Below are 18,208 nucleotides of genomic sequence, written 5' to 3' on the forward strand. Positions count from 1 at the left end.
TCAGCCCGCTTCCCAGTGCGAATCGGCGCGGTCGCGCATCCGCTCCACCGCGGCGTCGATCAGCGCGACCAGCCTGCGGGTGCCGATCCCCATCGCGGTCGGCGCCCGGTCGAGCACGATGACGTAGCGGCCGTCGTCCGGCAGGTCCCGCCACAGCATGGCCTGCTCCAGGATGCCGCGCGGGCCGAACGCCGAGTAGCCCTGGTGCACTGTGATCGCCCCGGTCAGCTCGGCGGGGAGCGCGAAGAACTTGGCGCTGCGGTCCGCGGGGCTGTCCTGGTTCGGCATGGTCACCCGCGAGTCCGGCACCGACCGGAACCGCTCGTGGTCGTCGACCTGGTCGGTGAGGATCGGGATGGAGCCGAGCCGCCCGGCCTGTCGCTCGGGCAGGATCCGGACCACGGCCTCGGCGATCCCGTGCGGCCCGCACTCCTCGATGGTGAACCCCCCGCTGTGCCAGACGGTCTCCCCCGGCAGCTGCCGCAGCAGGTAGCCGTGGGTCGCCGAGCGCACGGCCCGCGCCCGCACCCGTTTCGCCGGGTTCTGCGTGTCGTGGTCGCACCAGCCGAGCACCACCACGTACGCCTCCGGCCGGTGCATGGCTACGAAGACGTCGCGGAGGCAGTCGTCGACCTCGGGCCGCATCCGGTCCCAGACCTCGAGTTTCTCGCGCTCGTAGTCGCTGAGCTTGCGGGTGCGGCTGATGAAGCTGAACGGCCGCGGGAGGTCGCTGCGGTTGATCCGCTCCCACAGCACCGCGAACTCGAGATCGGTGAGATCCCAGCTCCGGTTCACGAATTCGCCCCGGGACGGGCCGCGGCGGGCAGCCCGAGGGTGAAGGCGACATCCGCCGCGTCGTCTTCGCCGTCCGGCCCCACCGGCACGCCGGGCCGCAGCACCTCGTCCCGCTCCCCGGCCCCGGCCGCGCGCAGCAGCCCGGCGGGCCCACCGCCCTCGTCGTTCCCGGCGGCGAAGGACAGCGCGAACGGCTTGTCCACGACCTCACCCGGAACCCCGGCGCCCCACTGCGCGGCAGCGAACGGCGTGCCGGGCAGGGCGGGCCCCGGCACCGACGCGCGGCCGGCGATCGCTTCGTCCGGATGCGGCAGGTTCAGCAGGTCGTAGAGGTCACGCGCACCGAGGATGTCGGCCACGCTCTTGCCCGCCAGGATCTCCGCGACGTCACGGCCGCCGAGCACCTCGGTGAGGTCCTTTCCGGCCAGCAGATCGGCGAGCGCCGAGCCGTCGAAGACCCGGCCGAGCAGCGTCTGCACCTCGCTCGGCAACCCGCCAAGCAGCTCCTGCAGGGTGGGCAGCGCGGGCAACCCGCCGTGCTGCGCGAGCTGCGCGAGGACCGGGGCCAGCCCCTGCACGCCCTGCGAGAGCGAGGTGAGCAGCGGGTTCAGCAGCCCCATCAGCGCCTGCATGCCCTGCGAAGCACCGCTGCCCTGCCCGCCGCCGCCCTGTCCACCGCTGCCGAGCCCGGCGCCGAGCTGGCCGAGGCCCGGCTGGCCGCCCGCCCCCGGCTGGCCGAGGTCCGCGAGACTGCCGAGCGCGCCGGGCGATCCGCCCTGCCCGGCCCCGCCGGACTGCCCGCCCTGCCCGGCCCCGGAGCCCAACCCCGCCGCCTGCCCGGCGGCCGCCTGCGCCTCGCCGGCGTACTGCTCGCTCGCCGCCTGCAGTTCGTCCGCGTACGGGCTCTGCTGCGGCTGGCCGCCAGTCGGGTTCGAGGTACCTGACCCGCCCGCCCCGGAGCCGCCGCCCGAGCCCGACCCGCCACCGGAACCACTACCCCCGCCGGAGCCACTGCCCCCGCCGCCGGTTCCGCCCCCGCCGTTCCCGCCACCCCCGCCGGTACCCCCGCCGCTGTCGCCGGGCGGGACGGCGGGCTGTGCGGGCGGCGGCAGCGTCACCGGCATCTCCGGGAACGCCCGGCAGCTGGCGTCCAGCCCGGCGTTGTAGACCTCGTTGAACCGCCGCTGATACTCCTGCAGGTCGCACCCCGCGTCGTGGAGGTTGTCCGGCATCTCGAGCTTTGTCGCCTGCAGCCACTGCGAGACGTAGACCAGATTCGTGTAGACGAGATTCGCGGTACTGCCGAGGGTCCGCATCGAGGCGCCGCAGCCGTGCACGGCCTGGACGGCGCTCTCGGCCCCGTACCCCTCCCAGGAGCCCTCGACGAGCCGGGCGATGTTCCGCTCGAACTCCGAGGCCTCGCGCTCGAGCTTCTCGTAGACGTACTGCCAGCCCTCGGCGGCATTGGCGGCGCGCTCGGGTGCGATGCTGAAGTGCAGGGCGACCAGTTCCTCCGGCGAGAGCGCCGTGTGGTTCTCCCGGTAGTCCCGGTAGCCCTCCATGGTCAGGATTCCGGTCGCGAGGAACTGGCTCGGCACCTGCGGCCGGTCGGTCTCCCTGTCGTATTCGACGGGCGGGCTGAACTGTTCCGGATGGAAGTCCCCGTAATCGGCGGCGGCCGGGTCCGAGCTGACCGCGTTCAGCGCTCCGAGGTGGTCCCTCGAAGTCTCGTCGGCCTCCGCGTAGGTGTTGCCCGCGGCGATGAAGGTCTCGGTCAGATCCTGGAGCAGGGTGATGTGCTCGTCCAGCCTGCCGTTGAACTGCAACGCCTTGTCGCTGAACCAGCGTGGCAGCAGCGCTCCGCTCGGCAGCGGTTCCGGCGCGAAACGTCCGATCGTGCTGTAGGTGGTCTCGCCGAGCAGCTCTTTGAGCGCACGCAGCTGCTCGATCGCGTCCTCACACGCCAGTGCGCAGTAGACCGCGATCTCAGTCTCGATCTTGACGTGCCCCTGCCCGGCCTGCCGCCGATGCTCGGAAAACGGGCTGGTGTACCCCATGAGAACGCTCCTCGACGCTCGCGACCGCAGACGGCACTCCCCGTGACCCGCCTGCCGACAGGCGAGTGTAGGCCAGTCCGGTGAACGTCGCGGTTCGCGGGGCCCCGGCTATTCGGGGCGCGGGGTGAGGATCCGCGGGCCGTCCTCGGTCACCGCGACGGTGTGCTCCCAGTGCGCGGCCCGGCTGCCGTCGCTGGTCACGACGGTCCAATCGTCGCCGAGCACGGTGGTCTCGGTGGTGCCGAGCGTGAGCATGGGCTCGATGGCGAGCACCGAGCCGACCACCAGCCGCGGGCCGCGGCCCGGCTCGCCCTCGTTCGGCAGGAACGGGTCGAGGTGCATCTCCCGGCCGATGCCGTGCCCGCCGTAGCCGTCGACGATGCCGTACTCGCGGCCGTGCGCGGCCTCGGCGGCACGGGTGCCGAGTTCGATGGCGTGCGAGACGTCGGTGAGCCGGTTCTCCGGCAGCATGGCCGCGATCCCGGCCTCCATGGAGAGCCTGGTGGCCACACTGAGCAGCGCGTCCGCCTCGATGACGGCGCCGATGCCGAAGGTGAACGCGGAGTCGCCGTGCCAGCCGTCCAGGATGGCGCCGCAGTCGATGGAGACCAGGTCGCCCTCGGCGAGGATCTCCTCGGCGATCGGGATGCCGTGCACCACGCGGTCGTTCACCGACGAGCAGATGGAGCCGGGGAAGCCGTGGTAGCCCTTGAACGAGGGCACCGCCCCCGCCTCCCGGATCACCTGCTCGGCGACGGCGTCCAGCTCCAGGGTGGAGACCCCGGGCTTGGCGGCCTCGCGCACCGCGACCAGCGCCCGCCCGACGACGGCGCCCGCCGCGGCCATGGCGTCCAGCTCACCCGCCGTCCGGAAGGGGACGACCTTCTTGCTCTTGCGGCCGAAGACCATCAGTGGCCGAGGGCGCGCAGCGCGCGGGCGTTCACGTCGTCCACGTCGCCGACGCCGTCCACGGTCACCACGAGGCCGTCGTAGTGCTGCAGCAGCGGCTCGGTCTCCTCGCGGTAGACCCGGAGCCGGTTGCGGATGACGTCCTCGTTGTCGTCGCTGCGGCCGCGGGCCAGCATGCGCTGCACGACGGTCTCCTCGGAGACCACGAAGCAGAGCACCGCGTCGAGCCTGGAGTCCAGCTCGCGCAGGATCTTCTCCAGCGCGTCGGCCTGGTCGACGGTGCGCGGGTAGCCGTCGAGCACGAAGCCGTTGGCGGCGTCCGGCTCGGCGACCCGCGCCTCGACCATGCGGTTGGTCACGTCGCTCGGCACCAGGTCGCCTGCGTCCATGTACTTCTGCGCCTCGCGGCCGAGCGGGGTCTGCTGACCAATGTTGGCGCGGAACAGATCCCCGGTGGAGATGTGCGGAACGCCCAGCTTCTCGGACAGCAGGACGGCCTGAGTGCCCTTGCCGGCACCCGGCGGACCGAGCAGTACAACTCTCACTTCAGGAACCCTTCGTAATTGCGATTCATCAGCTGGCTCTCGATCTGCTTCACCGTGTCGAGACCGACGCTCACCATGATGAGCACCGCGGTACCGCCGAACGGGAGGTTCTGCATGGCGCTACCACCGGAGTTGCCGATTTCCAGGAAGAGGTTGGGCAGCACGGCGACCAGACCCAGATAGATCGAGCCGGGGAGGGTGATCCGGCTCAGGACGAACTGGAGGTAATCGGCGGTCGGCTTGCCCGGACGGTAGCCGGGGATGAAACCGCCGTACTTCTTCATCTCGTCGGCGCGCTCCTCCGGGTTGAAGGTGATGGCCACATAGAAGTAGGTGAAGAAGACGATCAGCCCGAAGTAGATCGCGATGTAGACCGGACTACTGGGGTTCACCAGGTATTTCTGGATGATCTCCTGCCACCAGCTCGGCTCGGTCGCGGTGGTCGAACCCGTGAGCTGAGCGATGAGGTTGGGGAGGTAGAGCAGCGATGAGGCGAAGATCACCGGGATCACACCCGCCTGGTTGACCTTGAGCGGCAGGTAGGTGGAGGAGCCGCCGTACATCTTGCGGCCGACAACCCGCTTCGCGTACTGCACCGGAATCCGGCGCTGGCCCTGCTCGACGAAGATCACCGCGATGATGATGAGCAGCGCGGCGACGCAGACCAGGGTGAACACGATACCGCCGCGGCTGTCCAGGATGCCCTTGCCCTCGGACGGGATGCGGGCGGCGATGCCCGCGAAGATCAGCAGCGACATGCCGTTGCCGACGCCGCGCTCGGTGATCTGCTCACCGAACCACATCACCAGCGCGGCACCCGCCGTCATCACGACGACGATGGTGATCATGCCGAAGATGCCGGTGTCGGCCAGAATGTCCTGCTGGCAGCCCTGCAGCAGCTGCCCCCGCGCCGCCAGCGCCACCAGGCCGGTGGCCTGGAGGATCGCGAGCGCGATGGAGAGGTAGCGGGTGTACTGGGTCAGCTTGGTCTGCCCGGACTGCCCCTCCTTGCGCAATTCCTCGAAACGCGGAATCACGACCTGGAGGAGCTGGATGATGATGCTCGCCGTGATGTACGGCATGATGCCGATCGCGAACACCGACAGCTGCAGCAGCGCGCCGCCGGAGAACAGGTTGATCAGCTGGTAGATACCCGCGTTGTCACCGCCGGAGACCAGGTCGATACATTCCTGCACCGCCCGGTAGTCGACGCCCGGAGACGGCAGCGCGGCGCCGACCCGGTACAGCGCGATCAGCCCCAGCGTGAAGAGAATCTTCCGCCGCAAGTCCGGAGTCCGGAAGGCCGATACGAAGGCGGAAAGCACAGATCCTCCTGGCGAACGACACGGTTGTGCCATGGATATTCCAGCGGTGTCCTACAGCGGAGACGCCGAGCCCCATGACGGCTTTGGCAGACAACTACTGAACTCTAACAGTGGCACCGGACGAGCCATTCACTCGTCCGGTGCCACCGGGGTGCAGAGCGAGCGTCAGCCCAGTTCGGTGACCGAGCCGCCGGCCGCGGTGATCTTCTCCTTGGCGGAGCCGGTCACCTTGTCGGCGGTGACCTGCACGGCCACCGAGATCTCCCCGTCGCCGAGGACCTTGACCAGCTGCTTCTTGCGGACCGCGCCCGCCGCCACCAGCTCGTCCTTACCGATCTCGCCGCCATCGGGGAAGAGTTCGGCGATCCGGCCCACATTCACGACCTGGTACTCGGTGCGGAACGGGTTGGTGAAGCCCTTGAGCTTCGGCAGCCGCATGTGGATCGGCATCTGGCCGCCCTCGAACGCCGCGGGGACGTTCTTGCGCGCCTTGGTGCCCTTGGTGCCGCGGCCCGCGGTCTTGCCCTTCGAGCCCTCGCCGCGACCGACGCGGGTCTTGGCGGTCTTCTCACCCGGCGCGGGGCGCAGGTGATGCAGTTTGATGGTCATCGCGAGCCCTCCTCGACTTCCTCGACCGTCACGAGGTGGCGCACGACATTGATCAGACCGCGGTTCTCCGGGCTGTCCGGGCGGACCACCGACTTGCGGATGCCGCGCAGGCCGAGGGTGCGCAGGCTGTCGCGCTGGTTCTGCTTGGACCCGATCGACGACTTGATCTGGGTCACCTTGAGATCTGCCATTACCTGGCACCTCCCGTCGCTGCTTGGGCGCGCGCACGCAGCATGCCCGCGGGGGCGACGTCCTCCAGCGGCAGGCCACGACGGGCCGCGACCTCTTCGGGGCGCTGCAGCTGCTTGAGGGCCTCGACCGTCGCGTGCACGACGTTGATCGCGTTGTCGCTGCCGAGCGACTTCGCCAGGATGTCGTGGATGCCGGCGCACTCCAGCACGGCGCGCGCGGCGCCACCGGCGATCACACCGGTACCAGGGGAGGCCGGGCGCAGCATGACCACACCGGCCGCCGCCTCGCCCTGCACCGGGTGCACGATGGTCGAGCCGATCATCGGGACGCGGAAGAAGCCCTTGCGCGCCTCCTCGACACCCTTCTGGATGGCCGCGGGAACTTCCTTGGCCTTGCCGTAGCCGACGCCGACCAGGCCGTTGCCGTCGCCGACGATGACCAGCGCGGTGAAGCTGAAGCGCCGGCCACCCTTCACGACCTTGGAGACGCGGTTGATCGCGACGACCCGCTCGAGCTGGTTCTTCTCGGCGGCATTATCCCGCCGATCGCCGCCGCGGCGGTCGTTGCCGCCGCCCCTGCGGTTGTCGCGCCCGCCCTCGGGGCCACCACTGCTGTTCTGTCCGGCGGGTCCGTTTCCGCCGTCACGCCGCTGACGTCCCGGCATCAGACGTTCCTTCCGTTGACGATATCGAATTTGGAGCTGTGCTGAATGTTCGCTCCGCAAGCTCCGCTCATTAGAATTTCAACCCACCTTCACGAGCGGCGTCCGCCAGCGCGGCGATCCGGCCGTGGTAGTCGTGGCCACCGCGGTCGAACACCACGGCCTCCACGCCCGCGGCCTTCGCACGCTCCGCGATCAGCTGGCCGACCTTCACGCCCTTGGCGGTCTTGTCGCCCTCCAGGCCGCGCACGTCCGCCTCGATGGTCGAGGCCGAGGCGATGGTCTTGCCGATCGAGTCGTCCACCAGCTGCACGTGCAGGTGCCGCGCGGAGCGGTGCACGATCAGGCGCGGGCGCTCGGTGGTGCCCGCGAGCTTCTTGCGCAGCCGGAAGTGGCGGCGGGTCTTCGAGAGCCGACGCCGGGTCGACACATCCTTGCCGAGCGGGATCCGCTTGGCCTGCTTCCGCTCCTGGCTTGCCGTTGTCTTAGCCATGATCACTTACCCGTCTTTCCGACCTTGCGGCGCACGACCTCGCCGGCGTAGCGGATGCCCTTGCCCTTGTACGGGTCGGGCTTGCGCAGACCGTGGATGACCGCCGAAATCTGGCCGACCTTCTGCTTGTCGATTCCCGAGACCGAGAACTTGGTAGGCGTCTCCACCGCGAAGGTGATGCCCTCCGGGGCCTCCACCGGCACCGGGTGGCTGTAGCCGAGGGCGAACTCGAGGTTCGAGCCCTTCGCCGCCACGCGGTAGCCGACGCCGAAGATCTCCATCTTCTTCTCGTACCCCTGGGTCACGCCGGTGATCATGTTCGAGATCAGCGTGCGGGTGAGGCCGTGCAGCGAGCGGTTGCGCCGCTCGTCGTCCGGGCGGGCGACCTCGAGCTGGCCGTCCTCGCCGCGGGTCACGGTGATGGGCTCGGCGACGGTGTGCGACAGGGTGCCCTTGGGCCCCTTCACCGAGACGACCTGGCCGTCGACGGTGATATCGACCCCGGCCGGGATTGCGATGGGCTTCTTGCCGATACGCGACATGTCTCTGCCTCCCTTACCAGACGTAGGCGAGGACTTCGCCGCCCACGCGCTGCTGTGCCGCTTGCCGGTCCGTCAGCAGGCCGGAGGACGTGGAGATGATCGCCACGCCGAGGCCGCCCAGGACCTTGGGCAGGTTGGTGGATTTCGCGTACACGCGCAGACCGGGCTTGGAGACCCGGCGCACCCCGGCGAGGCTGCGCTCGCGGGAGGGCCCGTACTTGAGGTCGACGATCAGGGTCTTGCCCACCGTCGCGTCCTCGGTGCGGTAGTCGGAGATGTAGCCCTCGCGCTTGAGGATCTCGGCGATATTCGCCTTGAGCTTCGAGTGCGGAGCCTTCACCTGATCGTGGTACGCCGAGTTGGCGTTGCGCAGACGGGTCAGGAAGTCTGCGATCGGATCGGTCATGGTCATGGTTAGACCTCGACACCTTTCTCGCCGCGGTTCCCATGCAACGCCCGCTCACGCGGACCGTGGGCCTACGACAATTCGGCTGGTCCGGTCGGCACTTGCCGGCCGGGTGAGTTCTCGCCACCGGGTGCGCACACGGAAGACATGGCTGTGCCCAGGCAACCGCTCTAGTGTAAGGGCGCGTTTTGCCTGGACAAAATCGGGTCGCCTCCGCCCTAGAATCGATCCATGGCGCTGGCACCCGTCGATCGGCCCGATCTTCCCGAGTTCATGACCTGGGAAGAGCTGGAGCGGCTTCCCGAGGAGATCGCGGCGCGGATCGAGTTGTGGGAGGGGCGGGTGGTGTGGTTGCGGCGGGGGCCCGCCGAGCACCAGGAGTTCACCAACCTCATGTGGAGCGGCCTGCGCCGGTGCGCGCGCGAGTACATGGACCGCGAACCGGAACAGTGCTGGCGCGTGCACACCGAGACGAACATCTTCTTCGGCCCGACGGGGAAGTCCGACTTCGTCACGCCGGATTTCCTGATCCACGAGTGCCTCCCCGAGCCCTACCAGGACGTCCGGGCACACCAGGTACTGCTGGTCGGCGAAGTTCTCTCGCCCGCCAACTCGCACAGTGACCGGGAAGGCAAGAAGGCGCGGTACGCCAGGGCCGGGATCCCCTGGTACTGGGAGGTCGCCCTGAAACCGCACGAGAGCGCCATCGCCACGGTGGATGCCCACGTCCTGGAGACCGGGCACGGACGGCTGCCCACTGGTGTGCACCCGCTCTACCCGGCCAACTACGTGCCCGCCGGCCGCTGGATACCCGCCGATTCCGACGCCGTCAGCACCGACTTTCCCTTCCCGATTCGCATCCCCTGGACCGACCTGCAGTTCTGACCAGCGGCGCTCACATCCCGCGCTGCTCGGTGATCGCCAGGCAGAGCTCGTCGATCATGGCCTCGCGCACGTGCGGGAGCGTGATCACGTGCGCCCGGTCGCCCTCGGTGGCCAGGTGGTAGCGGCGGCAGACGGCATCGGCGGGGCGGTCGAAGACGACGGTGACCGAGGCGGGGTGGCGCAGCGGGTGGGTGCCCGCGGCGGCGAGGGCGCGCTCGGCGTAGGCGGCGGTGGCGAGGGCGGTGTGCGCATCCGCCTCCAGGCCGGAGAGCCCCTTGCCCGCGAGGGCGTACCAGAGCAGGACTGCGGCCAGGCCGGAGCGGGAGCAGCCGAGGGTGGCGTCGGTGGCGCCGACGTAGTCGCCCTCGACGGCGGTGTGCACCAGGCCGGCGCGGCACAGGGCGAGCGCGCAGACCACCGGCGTGCCGAGCGCCTTGTGCATGCTGATCGCGATGCTGCCGACCTCGGGTCGGGCGAAACCCCAGGTGGGGCCGTACTCGGTGAACGGGACGATGAGCCCGCCGAGCGCCGCGTCCAGGTGCACGTAGACCTCGCCTGCCGGGCTCGCCGCGGCGATGATCGCGTCCACGTCGTCGACGGCGCCGGTCATGGTGGTGGAGAGAGTGGCGACCACGATGGCGCCGCGCCCTGCGTCCCGACGGCAGGTTGCGGCGAGCGCGGCCGGGTCCATGCGGCCGGTCGGGTCGGCGTCGACCACCACCAGCTCGCGGCGCATGAGCCGGGCGGCCTTGCGGATCGAGTAGTGCGCGGCGCTGCTGCAGTAGATCCTGGCCGCAGGCAGCGCCGTGCAGCCGCGGTCGAGGCCGAAGAGGTTGGCCTCGCTGCCCGCGGCGGCGATGTAGCCGTAGGTCTCGTCGGGTGCGCCGTTGGCGAGCCGGGCCACGGCGTCCACCACGGCGCACTCCATCGGCTTGGAGCTGATCCCCGCCTTGTCCGCGCTGCGCGGGTCGCCGGGGTTGTTGACGAAGATGTCGAGGACGCCGGCGAGCTCGCTGAAGCGGAAGTCCATGTTCGCGGGGAAGCCGAGGAAGCGCGGCTTCTCGGCCAGCATGCCGGCGATGAAGGACTCGGTCAGCTCGCCGATCTCGGCCGCGGGCCGGGGCCGGGCACCGATGGCGTATTCGTCGAAAACCGTTTCGGCAGTGGCTGAAAGGGGTGGGTTCACAACTCTCCGATGCGTGCGTCGGGTGCTGCGACGGAAGTTAGTGACAGCCACTGTCACTAAGGTGAATGGTCCGTGAACAACGCCTCGGTATGCCCGGTTTCACATCGGGTCACCCACGTGCGCCAGGGACCCGAGCTGCGACAACTCGGGTCCCTGGCGGAATTGTGACGGCCGTGCCCAGGCGACCGCTCTCCGTAGCGTGGACAGAACTCAGGTCGTCCGCGGCCGCGGATGGAGCGCCCCTTGTGCTTCCATGGTCCCGGGACTCACTCGACGGGAACCGTCCGGGAGCGGGGCGCGTCCAAGAAGGTAGTCGTGGTCGACCGGGGAGGAGCTGCTGTGCGGGGTGTCGGGGTGCTGCGGGCGTTGGGCTGTGGGGCGGTCGGAGTGGCGGTGCTCGCGGGGTGCGAGGGGTCGCCGAGTTCGGCCGGGCCGACCACGACGGTGCGGAATCTGGACGAGATCGAGATCTTCAACCCGTGCCGGGGAGCGCTGTCGGACGAGGTGCTGCGGGGAGCCGGGCTCGATCCAGCAACCCGGAGAATCACCACCGACCCGCCCACCGGAATCTCCTCATGGCGGGTCTGCAGCTGGCAACCTTTGGACGATCGCTACGGGTCCGGTCGCCGGAGCATCGCCGTCTTCTCGACGAGCCACACGCTCGATGAAGGTCGCGAGAAGGACAGCCTGACGGTTCTCCGCGACACCACGGTCAACGGTCGTCCGGGATTCGTCGCCCGAGAGAACTCCGATCCCGACAGTTGTTACGTGTCGTTCGAGGCCGAGCAAGGCATGTTCGAAGTGCAGACCGCGTGGCTGAGTACCGAGGGTGCCCGCGTCGGCGACGCCTGCGAGATGGCACAGCAGTATGCGGCAGCGCTTGAACCGCACCTACCGAAGTGAGCAACGGTGACGGAGGACCAAGCCGCGTACTGGCGGAACTTGAAACAGCAGGCCATCGACGGCATCATCCGAATCGACGTGGATCTCGGTCAATCGATCGCGGCCGTCATCGCCGAATACATCACCGAACTCGAGTTCCAGAAAGCCGAAGCGCAAAGGCTGGACCATCTGACGGGCTGGGGCGGACTCCCCTCCGCCCAGGCAATCCGCCAGAAATTGGAGTTCAAGGCCGTCGCGGCCAGCGCCGACGACCCCGAAGATTCCGCTGTCAAACGCCTCGACCAGCACATATCCATCGCCCGCGATCAACGCGATACCTTCCTCGCCGCCATCGGCCGACTCCACACCACCGACCAGCAATCGGCCGACCCCCTCAGGAACGGAGGACTCTGATGGGCCTCAGCGATATCGGCGAATTCTTCAGTCACGTCGGCACCCTCGGCGTCTTCAAGATCGTGGACAACTACGACCGCTCCAGCACTGCGGACAATGACCGCGCCACCCTCGACGAGCAGGGCAAACAAACCTGGCAGGGCGACCGCGACATCATCAGTAGCGAATGGTCCCGGCTGCAGAACGGCGCCACGGTGGCGATGGCGAAGGAGGCCGTCACCGCACCGGAAGCATTCAGCACCTGGTCACACCGCCAGATCTGGGAGGCCCTGAACGGCAGCGGAGCCGAACCGGGCGTGAGCGCGGGCGACGTGAATGCGGGCGCCGACGGCTGGCGCCGGCTCACCGAGGGCACGCGCACCGCGGTGCAGGATTACCGCGCCGGAATGGAGCGGGTCCTGGCCGAGAAGTGGTCGGGCGCCTCCGGCAACGCCGCGATCGAGGGAATCAAGGGCTACGCCGCCGAGGCAGCGAATCTTCCCACCGCGTTCCAGATGGTCGCCAATGGCATCGACTACATGGAAGGACTGCTCGGACAGGCGAAGATCGCCATTCCACAGCCCGAGGAGGTCTCGGGTTTCGACGAGTTCGTCGGCCATATACCCGGCAACGGGCTGATCAAAGCGGCCAAGCACCGCGCCAACGAGGCGGAGGCCGACGCCCAGCTCTTCATGATCGGCACCTACCAGCCCGGGTCGGCCACCGTCGACCGGCAGACCCCGATCCTCCCGGTGCCGCGCAACACCGTGGGTGATTCCGGCGACGCACCGGCCAGCACCCCGGCCCCGGGCTCCACGGACAGCGGCAACCAGCCGAGCACGACCAGTTCGCCGAGCCCCACCGACACGCAGAGCAGCCCGAAGGACGAGCCCGGGACTCCCCAGGAAGACCCGACCGACACCAGCACGGCCGAGCCGGATCCGACCAGCACCTCCGACGACGACGAGAACACCTCGCCCACCAGCACCGATACGTCCAGCACCACCCCGACGAGCACGGTCCCCGCGAGCACGGTCCCCACCTCGACCGCCGACCGCCCGACCACCACGATCGACCCGAGGACCGGCACCCCGAGCCCCACCACCAACACCGGAACCCCGACCACGACCACCTCCCCCGACCCGGGCCGGAGCGTGCCCGGCTCGCCGACCGCGACCGGCACCCCCGCCACGACCACGGCCACCCGGAACGCCACCACCACCGGCCGCGGCGCCTACGGCATGCCCGGCATGATGGGCGGCGTGGGCCGCGGCGCCAACGGCGACGACGACAGCGAACACAAGATCCCCGACTACCTCGTACGGGACCGCGAGCACGAACTCATCGGTGAGCTGCCGCCGACGCTGCCACCGGGCGGAGTGATCGGCGGGTGAGCGAACGCTGGACACTGAGCGCGCACGCCTTCGCCCTCGCGCTCGAAGCCCACGGCCGCGACCGGCTGCCCTACCCCCTGACCTTCCGCCCCGAATTCGCAGAGTCGCAGCTGGTCCACAGCGAGCGCAGGCAGCTCGGTGTGGAGGAGATCCTGCGGGTGTACGACCCGAGGCTGCACGCGGCCTTCGGAGTGCTGCTCGAGCCGCAGGTGCGCGTCGAGATCGAGGGGCTGCACGGCCCCGCGCAATCCGGGGTGGTGCGCCTCTACGCGGGCATCGCCGGTGACCGGTGCGCGCTCGCCGTGCAGGCACCCGGCGCGGACCGCGATTCCGGCGGCCCGGTCACCATCAGCGCGCTGCCGCCCGCCGCGCTTGCCGACCGCATCGTCGCCTACCTCCCACCTGCGCCGGGCGGTCGCACCCCGCGCTTCGAGGGCAGGCGCAGCGACCTGGACGCCCCCGTCTACGGCAGGCACCCCACCCGGCTCTCCCCCACCGAACAGGTGCAGCGCTTCTTCCGCCGCCCCCGCATCGGCACCGGCGAGATCACCGTCTACCCCGGCTACCAGCTCGATGCCCGCCCGACCTCGGACGGCCGCGCCTTTCTCTGGCTGGACTACCCGGACGACGGCCGCTACCTACTCCAGCACCACCCCAACGGCGACGACCTCACCGTCATCCCCGGCCCGCCGGACGAACTCCGGCAGCGCATCGCCAACCACATCGGCATGTTCACCCGGCGTCCGGCCGGTAGCCGGTAGCGGGAACCGCGAGCCTCCCGCGCGCGTCCAAGTCTTGCGACCTGTCGAACGCGAAAGGAGCCCAGATGGCCGACGAAGTGCCCGGCGCGGCCCGGGCGGGCAACGACGCACTGCGCGCGCAGGTCGAGTCGATGCTCGAGTCCTATGAGCAGCAGCGATCGGCCCTGGTCGCCGCGCAGCAGCACGCGCTCGAGCCGGTCACCGTCTGGTCGCCGGACAATCTGGTGCGCGTCACGGCGACCGTCGCCGGGGTCGTCGAGGTGCACCTCGAGCCCGAGGCGTTCAAGCGGTCCACCCCCGCGTCCCTCGGCCCGGTGATCACGGCCGCGCTGCGCGAAGCGGCGAGCCGCGCGGCCGCACAGCAGGCCGAGGCACTGGCGCCGTTCACCGAACTGCCCCTCCCCGACCTCCCCGACCTCGTCCCCGGCGCGCCCTCGACCGCAGACGTCCTCGCGCAGCTGAGCCGAACGGCGCCGGACCCGGCACCGATCGAGGACGAGGACGAGTACTTCCGAAACCAGGGCTACCTGCGATGAGCACCGTCCGCGTAGATCCCCACGCCCTCCGCGCCACCCGGCCGTCCTTCGACGCCGCCGCGATCGCGATCACCACCGCCGCGAACCAGCTCACCGCGGCGCTGGCCGCCGAGGGCGCGTGCTGGGGCAACGACCAGACCGGCCAGGCCTTCGCCCAGAACTACACCTCCGGCGTCGACCAGGGAAAGACATCGGTGACGAATCTGGCCAGCACTATGACCCAGCTCGGCGCGAACATGGTCACCATCGCCGACCGGGTGACCGCCCAGGAAGACGCCGCCGCCGCAGGCCTGGACCAGTCCACGAACCGCTGACCCGTGGGTATCGAAATCCCCGACTCGCTGCAGTGGGTCGCCAAGTACATCCTCGGCGCCGGCGACTGGCCCGACGGCGACGAAACCGCCATGCGCCGCCTCGCCGACGCCTGGAACTCCATGGCCGACACCCTCGACACCGTCGACGACGACGCCGCGGCCGCGCTGAACGCCGCCCTCACCGCCATCTCCGAGGGCGAGACCCACACCGCGCTCGCCACCTACCGCGACAAACTCCTCGCCGGCGACGAGGCCGCCTTCCCCGCCATCGCCAAATACTGCCGCTACCAAGCCGAACTCCTCGACGACGGCGCCAACGACATCGAGCACACCAAGCTCGTCATCATCGGCACCATGATCGTGGCCGCCGTCGAGATCGGCGTCGCGCTCGCCACCGCCTGGACCGGCGTCGGAGCCGCCGCCGGCATCGCCGCCCGGGTGGCCGCCCAGGTCTCCGTCCGCATCGCCATCAAACAGCTCATCGCCCGCATGCTCACCCGCGGCGCGCTGAAGGCCGCCGCCCGCGCCGCCCTCCGCGGCGCCTGCTTCGAAGCACTAGAGGAAGGCGGCATCGACGCCATCGCCCGCACCATCCAGGTCGGCAAGGGCGACCGCGGAATGGACGAGTTCGGCTGGTCCGACCTCGGCCTCGCCACCTTCGCCGGCGCCGTCGGCGGCGCGGTCGGCGGCGGCCTCGGCGCCAACCTCGACGGCCTCTCCGACGCCGCCACCAGCAAACTCGGCCGCTTCGCCACCGACACCGCCACCGGCACCGGCACCGAACTCGCCGCCGACATCTCCGCCCAAGCGGCCGCCGCAGCCATCACCGGCCAAGATCTCCAGATCGGGCTCGACACCTTCACCAGCGCCGGAGCGGGCGGAATCCAGTCCGCCGTCGAGTCGAGCGGGCATCCCGAAGCCCCCAGCACCCCGGATCTCGACGATCCCGCCCCGCCCACCGACACCGACTCCACCGACACCTCGATTTCTCCCACGGGGACGGAGTCGAGATCGCCGGACGCCGACTACGCGCCCGATGCCGACACCCCGCCCGACGCGGACACTCCTCCCGCCGACACCGCCACCTCACCCGCGAGTCCTCAGACCGCACCTGACACCGCCGACTCACCCGCGAGTACCGACGCCACGCCCCGCGCCGACATCCCCACCGCACCTGTCGATGCCGACACCACCGCCTCGCCGACAGATACCGAGGCCTCGCCGTCGCACGATACCGACGCGCCACCTCGCCCGCCGGAGACCGACACGTCCACCGCACCAAACGACGCGGCGAGCACTCCCGTACCGGACGGCAGCCCGCCGAGTTCCTTCACTCCGGAATCGCCGACACCGTACACCGACACCGGCCCCGAGCCGACTCGGCCCTCTGCCCCGGACGCCGCCCCGCTTACCGCTGACACCCCGTCGGACGCGCCCCCGGCCACTGCCCCGATCTCGCCGGCCGATCCGACCACCGCCGCGCCGACCACCCCGGACAACGCGACCGACCCGCCGCCCACCCCGGCACCCGTCACCACCGAAGCTGCGGCCCCTCCGAGCGCCTCGACCAGCCCGCAACCGACCCCGCCGCTACCCCCCGCACCGACGGACATCGCGGCTGCCCTGCCTGTCTCCACCACGCCGGGCGACACCCCTGTGCAATCCGCACCGACCACGCCCGGCGCTCCGTCGTCATCCCCAACGTCGGTCGATACGACAACAGCCGCCACGTCGTCCCCGGTCACGACCTCCCCGAGCCCACCGACGGCGAGCACACCGGCGTTCACGAACTCCTCCACCGGCTTCACCACATTGCCTCCGGTCACGCCCGCACCGGCCCCCGCGCACCAGCGGGCAACCACCTCAGATAACACCGCGTCCACCCCGGCCGCAGCGAGCAATCGACCAACCCAGAGCAGGCCCACTGCGAGCGAATCAGCCACGAATACGACGTCTAGCGCAGCGGAGCGCACCCCATCGGCGCCAAGGCAGCCAGGTGATCAGCGGGCCCACCCTGCGGCGCCGGGCACTCCCACCTTCCGGGCAACGGTTGATACGACACCGGCAGCCACACCATCCCCGGGCACGACCACCCCGGCCCTGTCCTCGACGGGCACACCACAGGTCAGCTCGCCGAGCGGACCGTCATCACTCCCAACACCGGGCACGCCCCCGACTTCACCCGCCCCGTTCGGTCCTGCGAACACCCACCCCGGCCCACCTACTACGACGAATCCAGACCCGACCCGAACCTTCCGCGAATCGCTCCGCGACCTTCCCGCGCACGACGGCCGCAATCCGGCGATCGACGTGAACAGGAACCCGTGGTCCCAGCGCCAGCCTGCCTACCGCATCCGGCGTTTCGACCTGGGCGGCGGTCAGTGGGTCACCGTCGTCGATATCGACGCGCACGTCATCGACGCCCACCTCCTCCCGCCCGCAGCTCTCCAGGAAGCGATGGAGCGCGTCCAGTTCACCGTCGACGCGGTCTTCAACAGCGGCAGCCGTCTGCTCAGCGGGGACCAACTGCTGATCGACGTGCGCTTCACCGCCGACGCGAGCACTCCGGGCCTCGGTGTGAGCGCCGACCGGCCAATCGGCACGATCACCAATAGCCTTCGCGAGCATCTGGGACTGTTCCCCGCGGACGCGTTCTCCCCGCTCAGTGCGCTCGAACTGCGCGAGATCAGCAATGACATCGCCCGCGCCAATACCGACAGCCCTGTCGACAATCCCGAGTACACCCGCGTCTTCGATCATCATCGTCTGGTTGACATCGAGTCCCCCACCTTTCAGAACGATGTCGAGGACTCGCTGCGAAACGACAACGGCTTCGATCGTTTCGCCGACCCGCGCACGCACCCGTACGGCCGCCTGGTCAATGACGGCGGACCGGAGGTCCCCGGCAGGAGCAACAACTGCCTGGACTGCTCGCTCTCCGCGCTGGCGTCCTTCCACGGCGTCCCGCAGGTCTCGGCTCCACGCTGGCCGGACACGGTTCATCCCGATCCGCAGAACCCGGACCACACCGAAGTAGACACCCGATCAGGCGAACGAGGCGGACCGGCTCGGGCATCGCAGTGGCTCGGCAGCCCGTGGCTGTCTTACAGCGGTATGCCGGTGCGATCCCAATTCGACGCCTTGCACGACTACGTAGCAGGTCTAGGACCTGGTTCGGCCGCGCTTGTCACGACCTGGTTCCCCCAGCGGGACCAGAATGGCGACATCGTCCACGATTCGAGCGGCCGGCCCGTGATCGGCGGCGGCCACGCGACCGTGGTCGTCCATCCGCAGGGTGCGGACGGACCCGTGTGGTGGGACCC

General features: G+C 69.8%; 19 protein-coding genes and 1 pseudogene. 8 read left to right on the forward strand and 12 right to left on the reverse strand.

Annotation, left to right across the window (positions count from 1 at the left end):
- The 11 genes from NH2_RS01270 to rpsH form a co-directional block, all read right to left on the reverse strand.
- A complete protein-coding gene (locus NH2_RS01270) occupies window positions 1–795 on the reverse strand; it encodes an ESX secretion-associated protein EspG (RefSeq protein ID WP_067646793.1) in 795 nt (264 codons plus the stop codon).
- On the reverse strand, window positions 792–2,852 hold the full coding sequence (locus NH2_RS01275) for a PPE domain-containing protein (protein WP_067646796.1): 2,061 nt from the start codon (window positions 2,850–2,852) through the stop codon (window positions 792–794). The genes NH2_RS01270 and NH2_RS01275 overlap by 4 nt, the downstream gene beginning before the upstream one ends.
- A gap of 108 nt (window positions 2,853–2,960) precedes the next feature.
- Window positions 2,961–3,761 carry a type I methionyl aminopeptidase gene (map, locus tag NH2_RS01280; RefSeq protein WP_067646799.1) on the reverse strand — a complete coding sequence of 267 codons (801 nt, stop codon included), beginning with the start codon at window positions 3,759–3,761 and terminating at the stop codon, window positions 2,961–2,963.
- Entirely contained in the window at window positions 3,761–4,306 is a 546-nt protein-coding gene (locus NH2_RS01285; protein ID WP_067646802.1) for an adenylate kinase, read from the reverse strand. Before NH2_RS01285 ends, map begins: the two co-directional genes overlap by 1 nt.
- Complete coding sequence (gene secY / locus NH2_RS01290; RefSeq protein ID WP_067646805.1) at window positions 4,303–5,631, reverse strand: preprotein translocase subunit SecY; 1,329 nt, start codon at window positions 5,629–5,631, stop codon at window positions 4,303–4,305. Before secY ends, NH2_RS01285 begins: the two co-directional genes overlap by 4 nt.
- 165 nt (window positions 5,632–5,796) lie before the next feature.
- Window positions 5,797–6,240, reverse strand: coding sequence for a 50S ribosomal protein L15 (gene rplO, locus NH2_RS01295; RefSeq protein ID WP_067646807.1), 444 nt, complete (start codon window positions 6,238–6,240; stop codon window positions 5,797–5,799).
- Entirely contained in the window at window positions 6,237–6,431 is a 195-nt protein-coding gene (gene rpmD / locus NH2_RS01300; RefSeq protein WP_067646809.1) for a 50S ribosomal protein L30, read from the reverse strand. Before rpmD ends, rplO begins: the two co-directional genes overlap by 4 nt.
- Window positions 6,431–7,096, reverse strand: coding sequence for a 30S ribosomal protein S5 (gene rpsE / locus NH2_RS01305; protein ID WP_067646813.1), 666 nt, complete (start codon window positions 7,094–7,096; stop codon window positions 6,431–6,433). The genes rpmD and rpsE overlap by 1 nt, the downstream gene beginning before the upstream one ends.
- A gap of 70 nt (window positions 7,097–7,166) precedes the next feature.
- Entirely contained in the window at window positions 7,167–7,586 is a 420-nt protein-coding gene (rplR, locus tag NH2_RS01310) for a 50S ribosomal protein L18 (protein WP_067647626.1), read from the reverse strand.
- A 2-nt stretch (window positions 7,587–7,588) separates the two neighbouring features.
- Window positions 7,589–8,128 carry a 50S ribosomal protein L6 gene (gene rplF / locus NH2_RS01315; RefSeq protein ID WP_067646816.1) on the reverse strand — a complete coding sequence of 180 codons (540 nt, stop codon included), beginning with the start codon at window positions 8,126–8,128 and terminating at the stop codon, window positions 7,589–7,591.
- 13 nt (window positions 8,129–8,141) lie between these two features.
- Window positions 8,142–8,540: a 30S ribosomal protein S8 gene (gene rpsH / locus NH2_RS01320; RefSeq protein WP_067646818.1), complete on the reverse strand. Its 399-nt coding sequence runs from the start codon at window positions 8,538–8,540 to the stop codon at window positions 8,142–8,144.
- Between the two features lie 225 nt (window positions 8,541–8,765).
- Between rpsH and NH2_RS01325 the strand changes: the two genes are divergently transcribed.
- Window positions 8,766–9,419, forward strand: coding sequence for a Uma2 family endonuclease (locus tag NH2_RS01325; RefSeq protein ID WP_067646821.1), 654 nt, complete (start codon window positions 8,766–8,768; stop codon window positions 9,417–9,419).
- A gap of 10 nt (window positions 9,420–9,429) precedes the next feature.
- Here the strand turns inward: NH2_RS01325 and NH2_RS01330 are convergent, their stop codons facing one another.
- On the reverse strand, window positions 9,430–10,605 hold the full coding sequence (locus NH2_RS01330; RefSeq protein WP_067646824.1) for an aminotransferase class I/II-fold pyridoxal phosphate-dependent enzyme: 1,176 nt from the start codon (window positions 10,603–10,605) through the stop codon (window positions 9,430–9,432).
- A 387-nt stretch (window positions 10,606–10,992) separates the two neighbouring features.
- Here NH2_RS01330 and NH2_RS01335 point away from each other — a divergent pair, with 387 nt between their 5' ends.
- The 7 genes and pseudogenes from NH2_RS01335 to NH2_RS30060 all read left to right on the forward strand — a co-directional run.
- The gene (locus tag NH2_RS01335; protein ID WP_169811434.1) at window positions 10,993–11,508 is read left to right on the forward strand and encodes a DUF3558 domain-containing protein; all 516 of its coding nucleotides are present in this window, start codon (window positions 10,993–10,995) and stop codon (window positions 11,506–11,508) included.
- A 6-nt stretch (window positions 11,509–11,514) separates the two neighbouring features.
- Complete coding sequence (locus NH2_RS01340) at window positions 11,515–11,901, forward strand: hypothetical protein (RefSeq protein ID WP_067646830.1); 387 nt, start codon at window positions 11,515–11,517, stop codon at window positions 11,899–11,901.
- Window positions 11,901–13,274, forward strand: coding sequence for a hypothetical protein (locus tag NH2_RS01345; protein ID WP_067646833.1), 1,374 nt, complete (start codon window positions 11,901–11,903; stop codon window positions 13,272–13,274). The genes NH2_RS01340 and NH2_RS01345 overlap by 1 nt, the downstream gene beginning before the upstream one ends.
- Entirely contained in the window at window positions 13,271–14,035 is a 765-nt protein-coding gene (locus tag NH2_RS01350) for an ESX secretion-associated protein EspG (RefSeq protein WP_067646837.1), read from the forward strand. The genes NH2_RS01345 and NH2_RS01350 overlap by 4 nt, the downstream gene beginning before the upstream one ends.
- Before the next feature lie 65 nt (window positions 14,036–14,100).
- Window positions 14,101–14,571, forward strand: coding sequence for a YbaB/EbfC family nucleoid-associated protein (locus NH2_RS01355; protein WP_067646840.1), 471 nt, complete (start codon window positions 14,101–14,103; stop codon window positions 14,569–14,571).
- On the forward strand, window positions 14,568–14,885 hold the full coding sequence (locus NH2_RS01360) for a hypothetical protein (RefSeq protein WP_067646847.1): 318 nt from the start codon (window positions 14,568–14,570) through the stop codon (window positions 14,883–14,885). Before NH2_RS01355 ends, NH2_RS01360 begins: the two co-directional genes overlap by 4 nt.
- A gap of 3 nt (window positions 14,886–14,888) precedes the next feature.
- A pseudogene (locus NH2_RS30060) lies at window positions 14,889–18,206 on the forward strand (toxin glutamine deamidase domain-containing protein); the annotation flags it as partial.
- Between the last annotated feature and the right edge of the window lie 2 nt (window positions 18,207–18,208).

The organism is Nocardia harenae NBRC 108248 (genome assembly GCF_001612885.1).
Lineage (GTDB): Bacteria > Actinomycetota > Actinomycetes > Mycobacteriales > Mycobacteriaceae > Nocardia > Nocardia harenae.

Excerpts from the sequence above, each read along its gene's own strand:
- rplF (WP_067646816.1), bottom strand. The coding sequence starts at position 8,128 with ATGTCGCGTATCGGCAAGAAGCCCATCGCAATCCCGGCCGGGGTCGAT.
- NH2_RS01360 (WP_067646847.1), top strand. The coding sequence starts at position 14,568 with ATGAGCACCGTCCGCGTAGATCCCCACGCCCTCCGCGCCACCCGGCCG.
- rpmD (WP_067646809.1), bottom strand. The coding sequence starts at position 6,431 with ATGGCAGATCTCAAGGTGACCCAGATCAAGTCGTCGATCGGGTCCAAG.
- map (WP_067646799.1), bottom strand. The coding sequence starts at position 3,761 with ATGGTCTTCGGCCGCAAGAGCAAGAAGGTCGTCCCCTTCCGGACGGCG.
- rpsH (WP_067646818.1), bottom strand. The coding sequence starts at position 8,540 with ATGACCATGACCGATCCGATCGCAGACTTCCTGACCCGTCTGCGCAAC.
- rplR (WP_067647626.1), bottom strand. The coding sequence starts at position 7,586 with ATGGCTAAGACAACGGCAAGCCAGGAGCGGAAGCAGGCCAAGCGGATC.
- NH2_RS01345 (WP_067646833.1), top strand. The coding sequence starts at position 11,901 with ATGGGCCTCAGCGATATCGGCGAATTCTTCAGTCACGTCGGCACCCTC.
- NH2_RS01275 (WP_067646796.1), bottom strand. The coding sequence starts at position 2,852 with ATGGGGTACACCAGCCCGTTTTCCGAGCATCGGCGGCAGGCCGGGCAG.
- rplO (WP_067646807.1), bottom strand. The coding sequence starts at position 6,240 with ATGACCATCAAACTGCATCACCTGCGCCCCGCGCCGGGTGAGAAGACC.
- NH2_RS01325 (WP_067646821.1), top strand. The coding sequence starts at position 8,766 with ATGGCGCTGGCACCCGTCGATCGGCCCGATCTTCCCGAGTTCATGACC.
- rpsE (WP_067646813.1), bottom strand. The coding sequence starts at position 7,096 with ATGCCGGGACGTCAGCGGCGTGACGGCGGAAACGGACCCGCCGGACAG.
- NH2_RS01355 (WP_067646840.1), top strand. The coding sequence starts at position 14,101 with ATGGCCGACGAAGTGCCCGGCGCGGCCCGGGCGGGCAACGACGCACTG.